Consider the following 21152-nt stretch of genomic DNA (forward strand, 5'->3'; position numbering starts at 1 on the left):
GCGCTGCAGCGCGTGAACCTTGGACCCGCCTTGTGTTGCATACTTAAGCGAAATACACCGCCGGGAACATCGTGATGATTGCGGACCTTGCACGCTCGTGGTTGACCTGCAGCGCACCTGTGGCCGCTGCACAAGCCGCCGGCCGCCCGCTCGTGGCGCTGGAATCGACCATCATCGCTCACGGCATGCCCTATCCAGAGAACGTTCGCACTGCGCGCGAAGTGGAGGCCGTGATCCGTGGTCTGGGCGCCGAGCCCGCGACTATCGCATTGATCGACGGGCGAATCCGCATCGGCCTTTCGAACGACGAACTGGAACTGCTCGGCCGCTCGGACCAGGTACACAAGGTCAGCCGCCGCGATCTGCCCGCCGTGCTGGCCGGCGGCGGCCTTGGCGCCACGACAGTGGCCGGCACGATGATCTGCGCCGCCTTGGCCGGCATCGAGGTCTTCGTGACCGGAGGCATCGGCGGCGTGCACCGGGGCGCGCCGGAAACCTTTGACATTTCGGCCGACCTGCAGGAACTGGCGAAGACTTCGGTGGCAGTGGTCTGTGCGGGTGCGAAGTCCATCCTGGACATCGGACTCACGTTGGAATACCTGGAAACGCACGGCGTGCCGGTGCTCAGTTGCGAGCAAGACAATTTCGCCGCGTTCTACACGCGCGACAGCGGCTTTCGCGCGGACTTCAGGCTGGACGATGCGGCAGAGCAGGCACGCTTCATCCGCACCAAGTGGGACTTGGGCCTCGTGGGCGGCGTGGTATTGAGCACGCCGGTGCCGGAAGCGGCAGCGATGAAGTCCGAAGAGATCGACGCGCTGACCCAGCAGGCGCTCGCTGAGGCCACGGCGAAAGGCATCACCGGTAAGGCCGTGACGCCCTTCCTGCTAGCTCGCATCAAGGCATTGACGAGTGGACGCAGCCTGACGACGAACATCGCGCTCGTGAAGCACAATGCCGAGGTGGGGGCAAGATTGGCGCTGGCGTTGGCACACGCAGGGCGCGGAGCAGGCGCTGCGTAGTCGCCTGAACGTCGGCTTCTTTGCGCAGGTTGGAACTGCGTTCTCATCGCGCGAAAGCCCTCCACACGTGATAGCGGGCACAGTCGCCTGTTCACATAGTCGATGACCTCGTCCATCGTTTAAGTCCGTAAGGCACTATAGTGAAGACTACCTTCACTCCGCGGCAAGGGGTCTTCCATGATCGCATGCAGCCGTCGCACCTGGGCCAATGGGCTCCTGGTCGCTACATTGCTCTATTTCCCAACCGCCCACGCCCAACTCGGCGGCCTTCTCAATCAGAGTGGAAACGGCGCGGCCGCCGGTGGACTCGGCAGCCTCGGCAGTTTAGGCAGTGGGTTGTCTTTGCAGTCGCTAACATCCGGCAGCACGGGTAACGTCGCGGGCGTACTTGAATTTTGCGTCAAGAACAACTATCTCGGTGGCAGCGCGTCGTCGGTCAAAGACGGGCTCATGAGCAAGCTGCCGGGCGGTTCGTCGTCGAGCGACAGCGGGTACACCGACGGTGCCAAGGGCATCCTGAATAGCGGTGACGGTAAGCAGGTGGACCTGAGTGGCGGCGGTCTGAAGGAGCAGCTCACGAAACAGGTCTGCGACAAGATTCTCGCCCAAGGGAAATCTTTGCTCTAAGCGGGTGATGGCACACGCCACGTGAAGAAGACGCACCGACTGACTTCATCCGCGTACCCAGGCGTGTAGTCCGAGTAGATCCGGGACTCGGCCTTTGCTGCGACAACACGCGTACGACAGCCCACATCAGCGACCGCGCGCTGACAAAGTCACAGCCGCACCGCCCTCGAACTTCAGGCCGGCAGCTTACCTTTCCTGCGCAACACGCCGACTACCTCTTCGATACTCGCGTTCTTCAGCAGGCGGCCACCGGCCGCCGTCCGTTCGGCGTTGATGGCATCGATGCTTCGCTGCATCGCGGAAGCCTTGGCCGTGATATAGACGGCCATGCCATAACCGAAGCGCTCAATCAGATCGTTACACAGAAAGGTTTTCATAGTTCAGGCCGACAGCGAAACCGCCAGTTTATACGCAATTGAGAATCATTCGCAATTATATAAAAGCGAAACCGATCGACCGCAATCGACCGGAACGGACCGTCAAATAACAACGAATCAAACGCCAGTCCCGCGGACCACGCCAACCAGCCTCAGAGCAAACGCGGCGCCGGTAAACACAAAACCCACGACACAGACGCCGGTCCAGCCCGCCAACGACCAGGCCACACCCGAAAACATCGCACCCAACGCGCCGCCGACAAAAAACACGTCGACAAACAGCCCATTGAGCCGCCCGCGCGCGGCGGGATTCATCAGGTTGATCGCGCGCCGGCCTAACGTCTGGTCGGTGACCACGCCGGCGTCGAGTGCGGCCGCGCCCGCGACCAGCAGCGCAACCGCGAGCGCCGGATGAGCGTGCGTCGAGAAACCGCCCCAGCTAGCGCCTGCTACGCCGATTACCACGAGTGCGACGAGCATGGTCAGATGGCCCGCGATCAGCGCTGTGCGACCTGACCCGCGGTCGCCCGCACGACCCGCAAGCGGCGTCACGATCGCGCCCGCCGCGCCCGCGAGGGCGAACAGCGCAATGCCATTCATATCGAAGCTGAACGGCGGTTGCGCAAGCCGCAAGCCGATCGCGGTCCAGAACGCGCTGAACGCACCCATCACCAATGCAGCCGATGCCGCGTTTCGCTGCAATACCGGCTCGGTTCGCAGCAAGGTCCACAATGAGCGCAGCAGCGCCGGATAACGCGTGGCGGCAACCGGCCGGCGCGCGGGCAACTTCAGGTAGAGCACCACGGCGAGCAGCGCGTCGATCAACGCCGCAAGGCCGTAGAAGGCACGCCAGCCGACCGCGCCGGCGATCACGCTCGCAGCCGGCCGCGACAACAGAATGCCGAACATCAGACCGCTCATCACGTTGCCGACCGCCCTCCCGCGGTGGCTTTCCGACGCCATCGAAGCCGCCATCGGCACCAGCATCTGAATCACGCTGGAAGTTGCACCGGCGAGGAATACGGCGACCAGAAACACGCCTCGCGATTCGGTGACCATCGCGATGGCGAGAAAAGCAGCGCAGCACGCGAGTGTCCGAACGATCAGACGGCGGTTTTCCAGCAAATCGCACAACGGCACCAGCAGCACCAGCCCCGCCGCGTAGCCGAGTTGCGGAAGCATGGCGACGAGGCCCGCTAATTCCGGGGCAAGGCGCAGACTGCGGCCGATCGCGCCGGTCAACGGCTGCGCGGCGAACAGATTCATCACGACCACGCCCACCGCGGTTGCAAAGAACAGAGTGAGCAACGGAGTGAGTTGCTGTGGCGTGTCGGGCTCCTGCGTCGCGACAACGCTGGCGGGATTTTCGGCGGATGAGTTCATCGAGCGGAGGTCTCGGGACGGATATGAAAAAGCCATCCTAGTGAGCCACTCAATATGCGACAATTGAAATATGTTGATAATGATTATGCGAGTTACCTTTGAATACGCGCGATCTGGAGGCGTTCGTTGCTGTCGTCGAAAGCGGGTCGATGGTGCGCGCCGCCGAAAAACTCCATCTCACGCAGCCTGGCCTGACACGACGGGTGCAAAACCTCGAAAGCACGCTGGACGCCGAGTTGCTCGACCGTCAGAGCAAGCCGCTCAAACCGACCGCGGCAGGCAACGAGGTGTATGCGCTCGCGCGCACTGTGCTGCGCGCCGTGGACGATCTGTTGTCGGTGGCGTCGCCTGAAAGCGAGCCTGCCGGCGAGTTGAGAATCGGCATGCCGCCGTTTCTTGCCGATGTCGCGCTGGAAAAACCGGTCGATCTCCTGCGCAGCGTCTTTCCGCGACTGACGCTACGCGTCACCGCCGGCTGGTCGCCAGGTCTCGTGCAGAGTGTCGAACGCACGTCGCTCGATGCGTCGATCGTGCTGATGCCGTCCAGCTTTTCACCGCCCCCGACGTTGCACGCTACGCCGCTCGCATGCCTGCCGACGGTGATCGTCGCGGCGCGCTCTCTTGGTCTACCCGATGAGCCGATGACGCTCGCTGCGCTGTCGCAGCGCGAGTGGATCCTGAATCAGGATGGCTGTGGAATGCGCTCGGCACTGAGACAGGCGCTGGAAGCCGCAGGACTCCCCTTCAATGTCGCCGTCGAAGCGTTTGGTTCCGACCTGCAGCTATCGCTGGTTGCACGCGGCATCGGCATTGGAATCGTCACGCCGGATCTGCTGGAACGCTCTGTCCATCGCCCGGCACTCAGGATCGTCGAGACCACGGACTTTCGCGCGGGCATCGATGTATGGTTCATTCATGGATCGCTTCCCGGCCGGCTCATGCGGCCCGTCGATCTGTTGCGCCGTTCACTGACCGAGGTGCTGGCCGAAAGCGGAATGGCCATGTATGGAGGGAGTGGCGACCCTGCATTGATAAGGGCGCGGACGTAGGCGGACGCGTCGCCTTGGTCGATCGCCGGCGCGACAGACCCTGGCGCGCCGGTCTCGCTTTCCGACAGCCCTAAGCGCGACACAACACAATCAAATAGCGGTCCGCAACCTGACCGCGGCAGTTCAGTCTGGGCGCATCAGATCAAACGCGCCCAGCACCAACACGCCACTCAATGCGATCAGCGCGACCGAGTGCTGCCCCATATAAAGAATCGCGGCGGCGAGCCAGCTTGCGAGGGAAAAAACAGCAATGCGTTTCATGGAGAGAGCTCCTCAATTGCCTAACAACGCACGAAAACAAACACTCGCTTAATTAGCTATGCAACTATTCGTGCAAAAAAAAATCATTCGAGCGCCGAACGAACGCGCCGGATCTTCGACACGGCATCCTTGAATTCCGTATGGCCCAACAGCGTTTTCAATCTTGCTGTGACCTTGCCGCTCGCATCATTCAATTCGCGCCTGATCTCTACCGCCTTGCTCGTTGGGAAGATTACGATCTCCCGGCCGTCGCCTTCCGCGCGACTGCGCACAACGTAGTCTTTGGCTTCGAGGAAGTCCAGCGCACGCGTTGCGGTGGGCCGCGCGATGGACAAATGATCGGCCAATTCGCGCTGCAGCAGCCCCGGACTATCGATAATCGCCCTCAGCATGAAACCTTGAGGTGGCGAAAGATCGAACGGCTCAAAGGCTTCCGCCCACTCGCGCTCGAGCCGACGCGCAAGTGCTGACGTATTGAAGTAGAGGCATTGATCGAACATGGGACGTAGCTTAGACCAGAGTAGTTAGCTATGCAACCTGTTTTGTGCTGTTTCACTCTATCGCAACATCAGGAGTGTTATCGCGCGGTAGAGCCTTCTACCCTCTCTACGCACGCGACGCCGACGCTCCCACAAAGCTACGACCATTCGTCGATTTTGCGCCGGCTCATTTCGCCCTTTCAAACTCGAATGATGGACGTCATGCGTCTTCGTCTTTCACATCGAAAACTTCGGCAGCAATTCCCAACGCGTTATTGACGGCGGCTCCGCCAGCGTAGAACAGCGTCTGAAGAATTGCTTCGACGATCTTTTCACGCGAAGCGCCCGCGACAAGTGCCGCCTCGATGTGCGCGCGCAACTGCGGCAGCGCGTAACCCAGCGTGACGCAACTGACGACGCAGACCAACTCGCGCGTCGCGAGGTCGAGTCCCGGCCGGTCAAGCACACCGGCGAACGCCCATTGCATGGTCATCGTCAGGAAATCGGGGCAAACTCCCTCACGCGATTCAGCCAGTTGCTTGCCACTGTGCTTGCCATGCAGTTGTTCGAATAATGCAAAGCCTCGGGCGTAGGATTTGTCCCTGAGAAGAAGTTGTCGTGTCATGGCTATCCTCGTGGATGATCGCCGGATGTCGGCGTACAAACCAAGTGTGCATGGATAGGTCGATGCGAAAAACGGCCGGTTGGTACGTTCATTCCGCACTCATGGTGCGCAATGGCCGATTGCGTCACTCAGGCGACGGATCCCACTGGCGCAATCGACAAACAAACTACGAGAAAGCGTGGCGACGTTTCAATTGGAGTGTGTAACCTGTGCATGCAAAGAGCCGGGCTTACGTAAATTCAGGTTTTTCAACCTCCATGAAATTTCTAGTTGTAGCGTACGGAACGGAAGGCGACACACGGCCTTTGGCGGCCCTCTGTCGGGCACTGATAGACGCGGGACATGAATCAAAGCTGCTGGCGGATCGCAACACGCTCAGCTTTGCAGGACAGTTGCGTGTTCCTGCTACCCCGTTGTCCGGTGACATCGTGCAAAGTCTTCAGGCTGAATTCGCCAATCTCGGCGTGCATGCAGGGGCTAATGCATTCAGGAAGATTGCACTGGCCATCAGCCGCATCGCCAACGCAAATACGGCTGACTGGTTAAAGGAAATCATCGAGCATGGCACAGGATGTGATGCATTGATCGTTTCCGGCCTTGCCGCGTTCGCAGGATTGTCCGCAGCGGAATACCTCAACGTGAAGGCCATAGGCGCGGGACTCATGCCTATTACGCCGACCCGGCAATTCGCCTCGCCGTTTTTTCGGCCTGCCCTAGTGCCGGCGTTTCTAAATTCACTGAGTCATCACGCGGTGAATCAGATTCTCTGGAAAAATTTCAAGCAATCGTTGAACGCAGCAAGACAGGACAATTGCGGACTGCCACCACGCAAACGTCTGTGGACGGATCACACGATGCTTTACGGCGTTTCACCCTCTCTGGTTGCGCGCCCCGATGACTGGCCACGCAACGCGCAAATATGTGGTCATTGGCACTGGCCTTCCCGCGACTGGACACCACCCCACCAACTTGTTGACTTCATCGAGCAAGGAGACGCCCCCATTTATGTGGGATTCGGCAGCATGGCAGGATTTGATGCGCGAAAATTACTTGACGCGATAATCAGCGGAGTCAACGGACGCAGAGCCATTTACAACCCTGGATGGAGCGGGTTCATCCCGAGTACTCTGCCGTCGAATTTCTATCCGATGGGCGACGCACCCCATGAATGGCTATTCCCGCGTTGCCAGATCGTGATCCATCACGCGGGAGCCGGCACCACTCACGCGGCCAGCATGGCAGGCGTACCCTCGATTGTCGTGCCATTCGCGGGCGACCAGTTCTTTTGGGCTGACCGCCTGCGTCGGGTAGGCGTGACGGGTGCCCCGATCAATGCGATCGCCCCCAGGGCGCACGCCGTTTTGCAGGCGATCACGTTTGCGCAGAGTCAGGATGTCCGAGCCAAAGCGCGCGAACTGGGGGCGAGAATGACGACTGAAAATGGCCTCGACAAAGCTGTCAAACTGATCGAAGCCGAAGTGACGATGCAAAACTAGTGTGCCGTTCTGTTGTTAACTAATCTATGTTCACGTAGCATGCTGGTATCAACGGAACGGGAGATGCCAGCATGCCCATGGGACGACCGAAGGCCGAACTGGTGTTGAGTGAAGATGAGCACTCGCAACTGACTTCGATAGCGCGTTCGCGCTCGATTTCGGCGGCGCTGGTGACGCGTGCGCGCATCGTGCTGGCTGCTGCTGTCGGGGAACCCAACAGCGCCATTGCCCAGCGTCTTCAGCTCACGCGTGCCACGGTGGGCAAGTGGCGTCTCCGGTTCCTGGAGCATCGCATCAACGGGCTGTATGACGAAGTACGTCCCGGCAAGCCGCGCACGATTGACGATGAGCGGCTGGCGCAGCTGATTCACAAGACCCTGCACACCAAGCCAGCGGATGGCTCCACGCACTGGAGCGTGCGCACGATCGCCGCCGAAACGGCTATCTCGCCCACGAGTGTGCACCGGTACTTCAAGCTGCTGGGCCTGCAACCGCATCGCAGCGAAAGCTTCAAGCTCTCGACCGATCAATTCTTCATCGAGAAACTGCGCGACGTGGTTGGCCTGTACCTGAGCCCGCCCGAGAATGCATTGGTCCTGTGCGTGGACGAGAAGAGCCAGTGTCAGGCGCTCGAACGCACGCAACCCATGCTGCCGATGGGTTTCGGCTACGTCGAAGGCGTTACCCACGACTACGTTCGTCATGGCACCACCACGCTGTTCGCCGCCCTGAACGTACTCAACGGCGCAGTGCTCGCGACCTGCAAGCCGCGTCATCGGCATCAGGAGTTCCTGTCGTTTCTGCGCGAAATCGACAAGGCCGTACCGGCTGAACTCGACGTGCACTGCATCGTGGACAACTATGGCAGTCACAAGCATCCCAAAGTCAAGGCGTGGCTCGCAGCAAAGCCCCGCTGGCACATGCATTTCATTCCTACCTACAGTTCGTGGCTTAACCAGGTCGAACGCTTCTTTGCGCTGATCACCGACAAGGCCATCCGCAGGGGCTCGTTTGGCTCGGTCAAACAACTGATCAAGCGTATCGATCAGTTCGTTTCCCACTACAACGAAAACTGCAAGCCATTCATGTGGACTGCTTCCGCTGATTCCATCCTCGAAAAACTACACAGACTTTGTTCGCGAATCAGCGGAACGGAACACTAGCGTGTGTTTTACTCACGCGAGCCTTGGAAGCATCTTCCGCTCCGACGCATGACCGGCCAGTCCGAATTCACGACGCACGGCCGCCGCGATCCCGTCGACTACGTCCGTCACCAGCAAACGCCCCTTCTCGCTACTCGAATCCTTCGCTGACGACAGCACGCCGCTCGACGGCACCCAGGCGGTGCGGGGCGGGTACATATCGTAGGTGGGGAATTCAGCGGGCCCGTGCGCCGGGATGCTGTCGAGTGAGACCAGTTGCGGATGATAGTGGAGCATCATCGACGTTTCGATCACGGCGGCATGTTCCAGCGCAATGCCAGGAAACCCGTCTGGAAAAATCGCATCGAGCGTTTCGTTGCGGCAGAACTCCCAGTGCTCGACACGCATGACTTCCATTCCACTGCCTTCGCCAATGTCCCGCATCGCAAGCTCGATACCCTCGGTGACGAACCACTGGTTTTCGAAATGCCCGACGACGATCACAAGACGCCTGACGCCGTGTCGATGAAATTCTCGCACCGCATCGCGGATCATTCCGCTCAACGTCGCGCCGTCGACGCTCGTGGTGCCGCAGAAATGCTGACCGCCGCCGCTCCTGGGCTGTGACTTATAGCCGTATGAAATTGCCGGCGCCACGATGCCGCCCGTCTCACGGGCCACGTCCTCGCTAATCGCGCTTGCCAGCAACGCATCCGTTCCAAGCGGAAGATGGGGCCCATGCTGCTCCGTCGCGCCGCACGGCAGAAACACGACCGCTCCGGCCTTGACCCGCCGTTCGTACTCGACCCAGCTGATGTCGCTCATGCGCACGCTATTCATGTCGAACTCCTGTTATCGGCGAGCGATGCCGACTCCGAGCGGGCGTCCCGTCGCGCGAGATGAAAGAGGTAGTAGCTGCCGCCACCCACTCCGAGCCCGGCGAGCCATGAGAGATCGATACCGCCTAGCGCCATCGCGATGGGTCCTTGCAGCGACTCGACACTGCCGACCTGAAAGAGCCACGCCGCGATGACACCCAACGCCAGCGCCGCGATGCCGGACCACTTCACGTCTCCACATTCACTCACCGAGTGATGACAGTAAAGCGCGGCGACATTGATCCGGCCGCGCCGGACCAGAAAGAAATCGACCAGCACGATGCCGGCCCACGGCGCGATCCACACGACAAAGAAGACCATCAGATCTTCGAAGGTGCTCGCAAACGCGCCCGAGTGCAGGAACAGATAAAGGATCACAAGACCGACAACGCCGGATACAACGGAGACGACCCAGCGCGGAACACGCAGATCGAGCGACAGCGTAGCCAGTGCCGCCGAGTAGATGACGACGATATTCGTCGCGATCGGACCGTGGACGAGCACGAGCAGAACGGGCAGCGCCATGGCACCGAACACGGCGATGATGAGCTGGGCTGGATCGGCTCCGCTTCCCGCCGACGCGATCGACGCCCCCAGAAACGCGAGCCAGACGGTCGGCACGAACATGCCGAGCGAAGTCGCGCGAAACACCTGCCGACTGCTTAACGTCAGCTTCGTGAAGCGCGTGTAATCCGATGCATAGACGAGCCATGAAATACCCCAGCCGATGCCGATCGCGGTCATCAGCTTGCTCATCGCGGAGTACTTGCCGATACCGTGAGCGGTCGAAACGTGCCAGTGGATATCGACGTGCGTGAAGGCAACCACGGTCATCACGACCATGATGGCCAGCACGAACGGCATCGTATAGCGCTCGAAATACCGGATCGCGTGAAAGCCCCATGTCGCGATGCCGACCTGGATCAGCATGACCGCGATTGCGATGACGTATTTCAATTCGATGCCGCCGCCGATCCCCATGCGATCGAGCGCGGCAACGGCAAGGTCCAGGACGATCCACGTATTGATCGCCACCCATCCCATCGGCATCAGCACCTGCATGAACGTGGGCAGCCACGCGCCGCGCCGGCCGAAAGCGAGCCGCGACAGCACCATCTGCGGAACACCCGAGCGATGTCCGATCACGCACATGGCGCCGAACAACGCACACCCCAGCACATTGCCGATCACGATAACCGTTAGCGTCTCGACAAGGCTCAGACCAAGCTGGATGCCAATTGCCCCCAGCACCCAATTGATCGGCGCGACGTTTGCACCCGCCCAGATCCAGAACTGGTCCAACTGGCCGGATGTCCGGCTGTTACCTGGCACGGGCTCGATACCGTGCATATCGAATGCAGTGCCGGTGTCCGCATTCCCTTGTGCTATCTGATCGTTCGACACGACTGTCTCCTCCTGAGATCGCGACTCTGATTCGCTGAGTGCCGATTAAAGCGGAGACAAATAAACGGCGAAATCGATCAATTCTCAACCGTGGTTGAGAAAAAATGCGGCATCCACCTCGCGTCGGCGACGGTTGAATTTTTCTCAACGCGCAGCAAAAATTCGTCAATCGCGCCAACCAAAGCTTCATGGCTAAATGAGTATTCCTGTTCTTTCGGTTTCAGCCAGCAAAGGAATACACACGCGATGACTACTCTTCTTCATATCAATGCCAGCGCGCGCAATGGCCGGTCGCTCAGCCGCAAGCTCTCGGGCGGCTTCATCGACGCCTGGCGCGAGTTCGAGCCGGCTGCGGAAATCATCACCCGCGACGTCGGGGCCAATCCGCCGCCCATCATCACGGAAGACTGGATTGCCGCCGTCTTCACCGCTGAAGAAAACGCCACGCCGGAGCAACGCGATGCATTGCGTCTATCCGATGAACTGATCGATGAAATCGACCGCGCGGATCTGATCGTGATCGGCACGCCGATGTATAACTATGGAATGCCCGCAGCCCTCAAGTCGTGGTTTGATAAGGTCATCCGTATCGGCAAGACGTTCACTTTCGATCTAGCACGCGGAGACTTTCCGCTGGAGCCTGTCATGAGCGGCAAGAAGCTCGTCATTCTGAGTTCGCACGGCGAGTTCGGATTCGGGCCCGGCGGCGTCCGCGAGAAGATGAATCACCTGGAGACCCACATCCTGACCTGCGCGCACTATCTGGGCGTGGAAGAAAGCCACGCGATCAGCATCAGCTATCAGGAATTCGGCGGCGCGCGGCATGAAGCATCAGTGGCCGACGCGTTCGCCGCAGTGCCGGTGCTGGTCCGCCAACTGGCGGCCGCTCGCCAGACCACGTTGCAAACCGAACATTCATGAACACCCCTTTGACGATGGCCGGCACTGCGTTGAAGCTGCACGACGGCAGCATCGACGCGGTCGACCTGGTCAGCAGTGCGATCGCGAAATCGCGCGCGGCGCGTGGCGTCTTCATCTCGTTCATCGAGCGAGCGCGTGATTACGCGGTGGCATCGGCGCATCGGCGCAAACTGGGCGTGCCGCTTAGCCGGCTCGACGGAATTCCGTTCGCCGTGAAGGACATGATCGACGTGGCAGGCAACAGAACGACCGCCGGCTCGATCACGCGAATCGACTCACCGGCGGCATCCCGGGACGCCGCCGTGATTGCTGTCATGCGGGCAGCAGGCATGATTCCGATCGGCAAGACGAATCTGAGCGAATTCGCCTTCTCGGGCCTTGGACTCAATCCGCACTTCGGTACGCCCACTGCGGACTTCCCTGCGATAGAGCCACGTGCACCCGGCGGTTCGTCGTCCGGGTCCGCGATCGCGGTGCAACGCGGCCTGGTGACAGCGGCGATCGGAACCGATACCGCCGGCTCGATCCGCGTCCCGGCGGCGTTCAATGGATTGACCGGCTTTCGCGCATCGATCGGCCGATACGACATGGACGGCGTGCATCCGCTCGCCGTCACACTCGATACGCTCGGTCCGCTCGCCCGTACCGTCGAAGACTGCGTGCTACTCGACGGCGCGATGCGCGGCTGCGAGAATCTCGAGGTGCGCGAGACGCCATTGGAGGAGGTCCGGTTTATTGTCGATTCATCCGTGCTTGAAGACCCGGCGCTCCAGTCAGACGTCGCGCGGAATCTGCGCAGCGTCATGACGCGCTTGCGTCGACATGGCGCCCGCGTGGTAGAGCGCCCCGTCGAAGCGTTCACGCGCACACTTGAACTGCTCGCGACGCTTGGCTGGCTCGGGGCCATCGAGGCGTGGTCGCTGCTTCAGCATGTGGTCGAAGGCGAACGCGGCGCTCAGATCGATCGTCGTGTCCGCAACAGACTCCTGGCCGCCAGAGATATCGACCGGAACGCGGAAGCCCGCATCCGGGCGCTACGCGCCGAACTCATGCTGAGCATGCGGCACGAACTTGGCGATGCGGTACTTGTCACGCCGACGGTCAAGCATGTCGCGCCATCGCTTGCCGCACTCGAAGCCGACGACGGCCTGTTTGCCTCGACCAATCTGGAAACGCTTTCGCTGACGATGCCAGGCAGTCTCCTCGACATGCCAGGTGTTGCCATGCCGTCGGGCGTCGATGTACAGGGCTTGCCTACGTCGGTGCTTTTTTCTGCGCCTCAAGGGCACGAAGATCGACTGTTGCGCACTTGTCTCGCGGTCGAGTCCGCGCTGCTGGCGCCGCCAGTCCAATGAAACTTTCAGTGGAGAACAGCTCAATGAACACGACAACTATCGATCCTGACAGCACGCGCATCCGTATCCCAGCGCGTGGCGGCGTGGCGGTCAAACTCATCAAAGGCATGACGATCAAGGTGATCAATACGCACGGTCGCCAGGTGGTCGACACCTGGGCGTTCAATCAGGATGACGTCGGCGAAGCGATGTCGATGGAGCATAGTCGCGTGTCGATGCTCAAGCTCGCGCCACGGGTCGGCGACGCACTGCTCACCAACCGTCGGCGGGCCATCCTGACGCTAGTCGAAGACACGACGCCGGGCGTGCACGACACGCTGATCGCGGCCTGCGACAAGTATCGCTACGAGCAACTGGGTGTCATCGGCCATCATGACAGTTGCACCGACAACCTCGACGCTGCATTAGCAAGTCTCGGTCTGAAGGCGCAAGACACGCCCTGTCCGCTGAACCTGTTCATGAACGTGCCCGTACACGGGAATGGTCAGCTCGAATTCGCGCCGCCAGTCAGTCAGCCTGGCCAGTACGTCGCGCTGCGCGCGGAAATGGATCTGATCATCGTGATGTCGGCCTGCCCGCAGGACGTCACGGCCGTCAACGGCATGAAGCCGACGGACGCACATTATTCGATCAGTTGAACGCGCTTATTCGCACGCAGGCCGCTTCGCAGCGGCCCGGTGTTTGCCGTGATGTCGACGAAACGGCCGCGCTGCCTTGGGCGGTCGCGGCTGTATTCGGTAAAATGCATTCACTGCAACCGGCCGGCTTCCGGATGAAGATATTTCGCCATGCGTAAGTTACCACCGCTCAATTCAATCCGCGCATTCGAGGCCGCAGCCCGACATCAGAGCTTTACCGCCGCCGCGGCCGAACTGTCAGTGACCATCACGGCGGTGAGTCACCAGATTCGACAACTCGAAGCACGCATCGGCCACAAACTCTTCGAAAGAACGGGCCGCGCGGTCACGCTTACGCCAGTGGGCAAGACGATCTACCCGCTCGTGAGAGACGGCTTCGACCAGATCGCTGAGGCGTTCGAGGTCGTCAGCGGTCACGTCGACGAAGACTCCATTCAGATCTCGGCTACCCGTGCATTTGCGCAGCGCTGGCTGATGCCGAGGCTGTCGCGGTTCAATGCGATCCACCCGGACATCACGGTGCATATTCACGGCTCGGAAAAAACCGTCGATCTGGGCGCCGAGGATATCGATCTCGCTATCCGGTATGGCCCGGTCGAAATGGATCAACAGGATTCCGTGATTCTGGAGGACCGCTATATCGCGGTTGCCGAGCGCGGCATTTGTCCAGAGGATCGTGTCCCAACGATCGAAGACTTCCGCCAACGCCCGTTGCTCGCCTACAAGTGGGAAAACCCCGCGCTCAATGCGCCGGACTGGTCCGCGTGGCTCGCGCTTGTCGAACACGATCAAACGGTCGACTTCCGCGTTTCCTGGTACAGCGAGGAAATGCTCGCGCTCTACGCCGCGGAGTGTGGCCTCGGGCCGTTGATGTGCAGCAACGTGCTGATAGACGAAGAACTCCGCACTGGACGCCTGCGCCGGATCGAAGGCCCTTGTCTGCCGGGTTTCTCGTATCGTCTCGTGGAGATGTCTTCGCCACGTCGTAAAAAAAGTCTCGGCCGCTTCACGAAGTGGCTCCGTGAAGAGGCCCGGTCGTTTCGCGACAAGTCCGCGGTGACGGACAGGGCGCTTAAAGGAACTTCACTTTGATCCATGACGTCGTGATTGCCGGCGGCGGACCCGTCGGCATGTTTCTCGCCTGTGAGCTGCGCCTCGCAGACCTCTCGGTGTTAGTGCTGGAGCAAGCCGAGGATCCTGGCTCTCCATTCAAGCGGCTTCCGTTCGGATTGCGCGGCCTGTCGACGCCCACCATCGAAGCCTTCTACCGTCGCGGTTTGCTGAACGAGATCGCGGTGCCGCAACGCGCGAAAGATGACTCGGGCAGCAGCGCGTCGAATGCGGCGCATTGGATGCAGCAGCCGCGCCGCCCGGGCGGCCATTTTGCCGGCATCCAGTTCTATCACGACAACATCGATACATCGAAGTGGCAGTATCGCCTTCCAACTCCGGCCGGCACCAGCATGGCGGTCGAGATGGAGTACCTCGAATCCAAATTGGCCGCTCGCGCCATCGCGTTGGGGGTTGAGATCAGGCGCGGTGTCGGCGTCGATGGCTTCGACCAGTCGGAGGAAGACGTGACCGTTCGCGCCGGTAGTGAAATGTTTCGCGGACGATGGCTCGTCGGTTGTGACGGCGGGCGCAGCACAGTGCGCAAGGCCGGCGGCTTGCCACCACCTGGACAGATCGCGCCTATCACGCGACGGCTTACCGCAAAGGGCGGGTGCTGCTCGCAGGCGATGCCGCACACATCCATTCCCCCTTAGGCGGCCAAGGCCTCAACCTGGGTCTAGGCGACGCGATGAATCTTGCATGGAAGCTCGCTGCGACCCTCCGCGGCGACGCGCCGGCCGGTCTGCTCGACAGCTATGCGAGCGAACGGCATCCGGTCGGAGCGCAGGTCCTCGACTGGTCGCGCGCCCAGGTCGCGCTCATGCGGCCGAGCCGAAGTTCGCGCGCGCTCGAAGCCATCATCCGTGATCTCATCGACACGCGCGATGGTGCTACCTACTTCGCCGAGCGCGTCTGGGGTACGGCTCTCCGCTACGATTTTGGCAGCAGCCACCCGCTGGTGGGCCGCAGCGCTCCCGATTTCGAGTTGATCGACGGGGCAAAGCTCGGCGAGCTTCTCACGAAGGGTAGAGGCGTATTTCTGGACTTTGACGCTCGTGCATCGCTTCAGACACTGGCGAGTCGCTGGCGTGGTCAGATCACGTATGTCGGGAGTGACGTCAAGGATCGGCGTGGCTTGAGCGCGGTGCTGGTGCGCCCTGATGGCTTCGTCGCCTGGGCCGGCGAGGCTTCCCCTGACCATGAGGAGGCTGCTCACGCCGCGTCGCGATGGTTCGGCGAAGCGTCGTCGGGACGCTAGCGCATTTCGGCGCGAAGTTCCCGCACCCCGCGGCCGAGCCTCCGACGCAGCAAAGTCCGCAATGTCGCCGAGTCGGCATACCCAACCTCGCTCGCAATTCTCTCGAGGTCGTAGCCAATCGAGACGAGGTTCTGCGCGCGTTCGATTCGCAAGTCCTGGAAGAAGGCCAGGGGCGACTTACCGAGCACTGCCTCGGTACGGCGCTGCAACGTGCGAGGGCCGACGGACAACGCAGCCGCTGCCGCCTGAAGCGAAAACCCCGAGGAAAGGTTGTCGCGAGCCCATCGCTCGAATCTCGCGACCAAGGGATCGGCGTGGGCGAGGTGATCGGGAATGATGTATTCGGCCTGGGATGAACGCTTGTCAATGAGCATGAAGCGGGCAACCAGCGTCGCAAGTTCGGGGCTTGCCTGACGCAGCAACCATAGCGCAAGGTCGAGATGGCCCATCGCGGAACCCGCCGTCACTACGCGATGCGAGGCGACGACCATGCGTGAATCGTCCAGATTGACAGCCGGATAGCGTTGGCGGAAGAAAGGTGCGAGTGACCAGGTGGTTGTCGCCTCGCGATTATCCAGCAGCCCGGCTTCGGCCAACAGGAAAGTCCCGATACAGGCAGCCGCGACGCCAACGCCGTCAGCATGCCAGGTGCGAAGGTACGCCATCGTGTCGCGCACGTCTGGACGCTCCAGCGCCTCGATCAGGCGCTCCGGTTGCCTGACATTCGGCGCAGGCACCACCACCCAATCCGGGCGGCGAACGGTGCTGGCCAGTTCGACCGCCGTCGACAAACCATGCGCGGTCCGGATGCGTTTGCGCACGCCGACGACCCTGACGTCGAAGGGCGGTGCGGCGAACCCTTGAGCAGCGGCCAGTTCGTTGGCCGTCGCAAAGGTATCCAGCAGGACCGTGAGCCCGGTGTCGAACAGGCCGTCCAGCGCGAAGATGACCAGTCTCATGTCGCAAATAACCCCATTAATGTCATTTGCGACTATAGCCTCGTGCCGACCGGACGTCTAGACTGCATAGCAATGCGGCCAAGCTGACGCGCTGGCTGACCATTCAATCAAGCCGCTGGCACACAGTCGCGCTGGCAAAGGAGAAAGCATGAGCGGTTCGATAGAAGCTGACCTCGACCGTCCGATCTGGGCGGCCCTCACCACGAAGCAGGCGCACCTCGGATATGGCGATGGGCTTGCCCGTCGATACCACCCCGATGTGGCGCCCTTTGCTGCTCTGGCATCCGAAACGCCCGCGGCATACCAGGCGCTCCTTCAGCTTCTGTTACCTCACGAGCAGGCCGTCGTCCTGCGCTCCGATGAACCGATCGGTCCGATAGACGGGCTTCAGATGACGCACGCGGGAGTGATCCATCAAATGATCGCCCGGCACCACGAAGCAGGGAGCGTGGACGACCACGAGGTAATCCGGTTGGGTGACGCGGACGCGAAAGATATGCTCGCCCTGGCCCAGAAGACCAAGCCCGGCCCTTTCGGCAAGCGAACGGGCGAAATGGGCAACTACATTGGAATTCGCGAGCAGGGGCGTCTTATCGGGATGGCCGGTGAACGGATGCGCGTCGACGGATACGTTGAGATCAGCGCCGTTTGCGTAGATGAAGACTATCGGGGACATGGCCTTGCTGGCCGGCTCATCAAAGTCTTGCGTAGAGAAATTGAGCAACGGGGGGACACGCCGTTTCTGCACGTGTTCAGTGACAACGCCTCTGCGATTGGGTTGTATGAGCGTCTGGGCTTCGCATTGCGTCGCACGTTTCAGCTTACCCGCATCGGACATGCTGATTCGCATTAGACCGCAGTTCTTTAAGCCCATTCAGGGAGACGTCGAATTGCGGCTGACCGTCGGTTACTCGGCGATCACATTGAGCGACGGAAGCGAATCCGTCATCTCTCTGGACGGTTCGTACCGCTTAGCGATTCTTCCTCTCCATCCCTCGTCGTCAGCCGGTGAAAGAAACTCATCATGCTCAAAAACATCCTCATTACCGGGGCTAGCAGTGGCTTCGGCCGCGATACCGCGGAGACGCTCGCACACGCCGGGCACCAGGTATTCGCGTCCATGCGCGACGTCGCCGATCGTAACCGGCCCCATGCCGAGAACCTGCGAGCCAAGGGAATCCATGTCGTCGAGATTGACGTGACAGACGACAGCTCCGTCGAGCACGGCGTGACTTCAGTGCTCGACAAGGCGGGACGCCTCGACGTTCTCGTCAACAACGCGGGCATTGGCTCGGCGGGCATCTCCGAAGCGTTCACGACAGAACAGGTACGCGCGCTCTTCGATGTGAACGTATTCGGTATCCAACGGACACTGCGCGCTGTATTGCCGGCTTTCAGGGAACAGGGCGGCGGCCTGGTTATCAATATCGGCTCGATCCTCGGCCGGGTGACTTTCCCTTTCTTCGGTCTATATGGCGCGTCGAAGTTCGCAATCGAAGCGTTAACCGAGAGCTACCGCTATGAGTTGTCGAAGTTGGGCATCGATGTGGTTCTCGTTCAACCCAGCAACTATCCAACGAATATTTTCGCCAGTGCCCAGCGACCCGGCGACGCCGCGCGGGGCGTCGGCTACGGCGAAATCGGTGCGATACCGGACAAGATGGTACAAACGTTGATGGAGCTGTTCGAAGGCGACAACGCTCCGAACCCGCACGACGTAGCCGAAGCAATTGCCCAGATAGTTGAGCAACCAAACGGCACGCGTCCCGCACGTCTGGTAGTGGGGCAATCATTCGGCGCCGACGCTATCAACGCTCAAGCAGCGTCGATTCAAGCCCAGTTGATGGAGAGTCTCGGTCTCGGACAGTTCGCGGAACCACGAACGGGTTTCGCAGCAGCCTGAAAATACGTCTTGGGCCGGCACCCAGGCCGGCCCAACCGACTAGTCAGGCAGCCGGGGCGCGATCCGTTGCGGCATCGCACCACCGGCAGAACACTTACATCAGCTGATGCGCGCGTTGGTGACCGTCACCGTCGGGCCGCCCTTGTCCCAGTCTTCCAGGCTCAGCCCGGTCTTCCAGACCGGATTGGCACTGGTAATCGATCCATTCACGACGTAGCCATTCAAATGAAGGCCCTGGACGTTGAATGAGCCGCCGGGACTGCCCGTATCCGTATGACCGGTAATCGCGATGCTGACCGTCTTGCTGACCGGACCCGGGAAGAATCCAAAATAAACGTTAATCCCGCCGCCGGCGCAGTTATTCGTCGTCGGGCTGACGATGCGGATGTTTTGAAACACGGCGGTATTGTCATTCGGTTCGATATCGAGACCAGCACCGGGAGCCGTTCCGCCGATATTTTCCCAAAGCGGACTATTAAACGTGATCCCGCTGCCGCTGATAATCGATACGCCTTGGCGACGGCATCCGGTCGCGTGGTGAGAATTCACCGTAATGTTCGTGCTGTAAGCGCCATTTTTATCGCTATTATTGATATAAATGCCGTCGCCCCAGCAATTAATCGTGGTCGGAGACGTAATGGTGCAATTCGTTGCGCCATTAATCGAAATCCCCATGCCCCATTCACCCGACTTCGTCGAATTCAATTCCTTGCTGCCGTCGAGATACGGGCTTTCGAGCGTGACGTTATTCACGTCCGCCAAACGCAGGATTTCGTACGTGTCGGTGTTATACGGCAGCAGTTTGATCGAAGCGCCGCTTGCGAATCGCACGTGGCTATTGGTGCGCAGATCGAGACCGGCTGCATCGATACGGCTCTGGCCGGTAATCAGCAAAATCTGTCCGACTGAGCCGTCGATCGCGCGCTGGAGCGCGACGCGATCATTGGTGGTTCCATCGCCCTTTACGCCGAATGACGTGTCGAGAAGAACGCCTTGGGTGCTGGTCGGGGAGCTCGCCGCAGCTGGGGAGCTTGCCGTTGCCGGTGAACTTGCCGCTGCCGGTGAGCTCGCACCGCTCGAGGAACTGGCGCCGCTCGGGTTCGAGGCGCCGCCGCCGCCATGTCGGCCTCGGTTCGCTACTTCGTCGGGACTCGCGGAATCGCCGCCACCGCCGCACGCGGCGAGCACAAACGCGCCGCCGCCGGCCAATAGCGATGTCAGAAATTTACGACGGACCGCGAGTTCAGTATTTGAAATTGGGAGTCTTGCAGCTGGTGTATTCTTAATCATTCAAGTCTTTCCAACTATGCCGGCGCGATCGAAAAGCCAAAGCCCAGGCAGACGACCTCAACCACACGGGCGTTAACAGGGAAATTAAGCGAGATAACGGGCGCAAAAGCCCGAACGCTTAAATACGAGTTACCTCGCGTAATCGGCAATGCGATTACGCGCAGGCGCAAGCGAATACCCGAAGAGATCTCCGCTTAAAGCAAAGAGAACTTCAGGATTGGTAAAGCAGGGTCTTCCGGAAGGGGTCGCCAGACTTGCATTTCGATGGCGCTAAAGCGGCCGATGAGATACATAGTAATAGCTAGAAGGTAAATTATTACCATCTCTTAATAATCGTATCAGATTACCAAAGTCAGTCCTACGTCACACTTGTTACAATATGTACATCATATCATCATACTTTTTACGAGATCCGGAACAAATTCCCTGAACCTCTATCTTTTCAACGACTTCCATACCGATGCTTTCGTCTGTTGAATAGCGTATTTTTTTAAAAGTATGAAGATAAAAACGTATCAAGAACGACACATTTTTATCGTCTGATTAAATATAATCAAATATATGAGTAATTTATTCGAAAGGAATAGATTACAAAAATTTGCGGCCAGCGCGCTCCCGGGCTCCAGTCGCATGGAAGGCACACCGAATCCGGCTGAACTGGCGGTCTCCGTCAAGCGTCGGCCACCTGCGCGCGAGCGTACTTGCGCACATCGCGAGGCTCGCTCGCCGACAGGATTGATTTATCCGCGCCACGTACTGAAACAACGCATTTAGCGTATTTTTATTTCGTCGGACGGGTACTGCCGAACAGTCTCATTCCAATTTATGCCCCGGTTCTGTCCGGAGGTCGATTTTCGCCGAAAATACATTACTGCGGCAATCGTCAGCGCTATGTGCGAATTCGCACAGTCCGCGTGAACTTACGTTAAAACGCAACGGCTACGGGTAAATCCTTAATCGACTTCTTTAAAT

General features: G+C 60.1%; 20 protein-coding genes and 1 pseudogene. 12 read left to right on the top strand and 9 right to left on the bottom strand.

Going from position 1 to position 21152, the window contains the following annotated elements:
* The first annotated feature begins 74 nt into the window (after positions 1-74).
* Together HF916_RS25890 and HF916_RS25895 are read left to right on the top strand one after the other, a co-directional pair.
* Positions 75-1022, top strand: coding sequence for a pseudouridine-5'-phosphate glycosidase (locus HF916_RS25890; protein ID WP_168791603.1), 948 nt, complete (start codon positions 75-77; stop codon positions 1020-1022).
* Positions 1023-1199: 177 nt separating this feature from the next.
* Positions 1200-1649: a DUF2501 domain-containing protein gene (locus tag HF916_RS25895; RefSeq protein WP_168791604.1), complete on the top strand. Its 450-nt coding sequence runs from the start codon at positions 1200-1202 to the stop codon at positions 1647-1649.
* 173 nt (positions 1650-1822) lie between these two features.
* On the opposite strand, the gene HF916_RS25900 is transcribed toward HF916_RS25895, so the two are convergent.
* Both HF916_RS25900 and HF916_RS25905 read right to left on the bottom strand, forming a co-directional pair.
* Entirely contained in the window at positions 1823-2026 is a 204-nt protein-coding gene (locus HF916_RS25900; protein ID WP_168791605.1) for a hypothetical protein, read from the bottom strand.
* A gap of 117 nt (positions 2027-2143) precedes the next feature.
* Positions 2144-3445 carry an MFS transporter gene (locus tag HF916_RS25905; RefSeq protein WP_168791606.1) on the bottom strand — a complete coding sequence of 434 codons (1302 nt, stop codon included), beginning with the start codon at positions 3443-3445 and terminating at the stop codon, positions 2144-2146.
* Positions 3446-3507: 62 nt separating this feature from the next.
* Here HF916_RS25905 and HF916_RS25910 point away from each other — a divergent pair, with 62 nt between their 5' ends.
* Positions 3508-4458 (top strand): LysR family transcriptional regulator, encoded by a 951-nt coding sequence (locus tag HF916_RS25910; RefSeq protein WP_168791607.1) that lies wholly within the window; start codon positions 3508-3510, stop codon positions 4456-4458.
* A gap of 123 nt (positions 4459-4581) precedes the next feature.
* Here the strand turns inward: HF916_RS25910 and HF916_RS25915 are convergent, their stop codons facing one another.
* From HF916_RS25915 to HF916_RS25925, 3 genes are all read right to left on the bottom strand, one after another.
* Entirely contained in the window at positions 4582-4719 is a 138-nt protein-coding gene (locus HF916_RS25915; RefSeq protein WP_168791608.1) for a hypothetical protein, read from the bottom strand.
* A gap of 83 nt (positions 4720-4802) precedes the next feature.
* Positions 4803-5219 carry a MarR family winged helix-turn-helix transcriptional regulator gene (locus tag HF916_RS25920; protein WP_168791609.1) on the bottom strand — a complete coding sequence of 139 codons (417 nt, stop codon included), beginning with the start codon at positions 5217-5219 and terminating at the stop codon, positions 4803-4805.
* Positions 5220-5418: 199 nt separating this feature from the next.
* Positions 5419-5823 carry a carboxymuconolactone decarboxylase family protein gene (locus tag HF916_RS25925; protein ID WP_168791610.1) on the bottom strand — a complete coding sequence of 135 codons (405 nt, stop codon included), beginning with the start codon at positions 5821-5823 and terminating at the stop codon, positions 5419-5421.
* A gap of 257 nt (positions 5824-6080) precedes the next feature.
* Here HF916_RS25925 and HF916_RS25930 point away from each other — a divergent pair, with 257 nt between their 5' ends.
* Together HF916_RS25930 and HF916_RS25935 are read left to right on the top strand one after the other, a co-directional pair.
* Positions 6081-7319 carry a glycosyltransferase gene (locus HF916_RS25930; protein WP_168791611.1) on the top strand — a complete coding sequence of 413 codons (1239 nt, stop codon included), beginning with the start codon at positions 6081-6083 and terminating at the stop codon, positions 7317-7319.
* Between the two features lie 71 nt (positions 7320-7390).
* Positions 7391-8482: an IS630 family transposase gene (locus tag HF916_RS25935; RefSeq protein ID WP_168788681.1), complete on the top strand. Its 1092-nt coding sequence runs from the start codon at positions 7391-7393 to the stop codon at positions 8480-8482.
* Between the two features lie 12 nt (positions 8483-8494).
* On the opposite strand, the gene HF916_RS25940 is transcribed toward HF916_RS25935, so the two are convergent.
* Both HF916_RS25940 and HF916_RS25945 read right to left on the bottom strand, forming a co-directional pair.
* Positions 8495-9301, bottom strand: a complete 807-nt coding sequence (locus tag HF916_RS25940) for a creatininase (RefSeq protein ID WP_168791612.1) — start codon at positions 9299-9301, stop codon at positions 8495-8497.
* Positions 9298-10743: a purine-cytosine permease family protein gene (locus tag HF916_RS25945; protein WP_206001859.1), complete on the bottom strand. Its 1446-nt coding sequence runs from the start codon at positions 10741-10743 to the stop codon at positions 9298-9300. Before HF916_RS25945 ends, HF916_RS25940 begins: the two co-directional genes overlap by 4 nt.
* Before the next feature lie 246 nt (positions 10744-10989).
* Between HF916_RS25945 and HF916_RS25950 the strand changes: the two genes are divergently transcribed.
* The 5 genes and pseudogenes from HF916_RS25950 to HF916_RS51545 all read left to right on the top strand — a co-directional run bounded on the left by HF916_RS25950 (position 10990) and on the right by HF916_RS51545 (position 16028).
* Entirely contained in the window at positions 10990-11664 is a 675-nt protein-coding gene (locus HF916_RS25950; protein ID WP_168791613.1) for an FMN-dependent NADH-azoreductase, read from the top strand.
* Positions 11661-13019: an amidase family protein gene (locus tag HF916_RS25955; RefSeq protein WP_206001860.1), complete on the top strand. Its 1359-nt coding sequence runs from the start codon at positions 11661-11663 to the stop codon at positions 13017-13019. Before HF916_RS25950 ends, HF916_RS25955 begins: the two co-directional genes overlap by 4 nt.
* A gap of 23 nt (positions 13020-13042) precedes the next feature.
* Positions 13043-13657, top strand: a complete 615-nt coding sequence (locus tag HF916_RS25960) for a DUF1989 domain-containing protein (protein WP_168791614.1) — start codon at positions 13043-13045, stop codon at positions 13655-13657.
* Between the two features lie 150 nt (positions 13658-13807).
* Positions 13808-14749, top strand: a complete 942-nt coding sequence (locus tag HF916_RS25965) for a LysR family transcriptional regulator (protein WP_168791615.1) — start codon at positions 13808-13810, stop codon at positions 14747-14749.
* A gap of 38 nt (positions 14750-14787) precedes the next feature.
* Positions 14788-16028 (top strand): annotated as a pseudogene (locus HF916_RS51545) (FAD-dependent monooxygenase).
* On the opposite strand, the gene HF916_RS25975 reads toward HF916_RS51545, so the two are convergent.
* Positions 16025-16987 carry a GlxA family transcriptional regulator gene (locus HF916_RS25975; protein ID WP_168791616.1) on the bottom strand — a complete coding sequence of 321 codons (963 nt, stop codon included), beginning with the start codon at positions 16985-16987 and terminating at the stop codon, positions 16025-16027. The pseudogene HF916_RS51545 and the gene HF916_RS25975 overlap by 4 nt on opposite strands.
* 148 nt (positions 16988-17135) lie before the next feature.
* Here HF916_RS25975 and HF916_RS25980 point away from each other — a divergent pair, with 148 nt between their 5' ends.
* Both HF916_RS25980 and HF916_RS25985 read left to right on the top strand, forming a co-directional pair.
* Complete coding sequence (locus tag HF916_RS25980; RefSeq protein WP_168791617.1) at positions 17136-17840, top strand: GNAT family N-acetyltransferase; 705 nt, start codon at positions 17136-17138, stop codon at positions 17838-17840.
* Positions 17841-18011: 171 nt separating this feature from the next.
* Entirely contained in the window at positions 18012-18890 is an 879-nt protein-coding gene (locus HF916_RS25985) for an SDR family oxidoreductase (RefSeq protein ID WP_168791618.1), read from the top strand.
* A gap of 99 nt (positions 18891-18989) precedes the next feature.
* Here the strand turns inward: HF916_RS25985 and HF916_RS25990 are convergent, their stop codons facing one another.
* Positions 18990-20180, bottom strand: coding sequence for a right-handed parallel beta-helix repeat-containing protein (locus HF916_RS25990; protein WP_168791619.1), 1191 nt, complete (start codon positions 20178-20180; stop codon positions 18990-18992).
* Positions 20181-21152: the final 972 nt, after the last annotated feature.

It is taken from the genome of Paraburkholderia aromaticivorans (assembly GCF_012689525.1).
Classification (GTDB): Bacteria; Pseudomonadota; Gammaproteobacteria; order Burkholderiales; family Burkholderiaceae; genus Paraburkholderia; species Paraburkholderia aromaticivorans_A.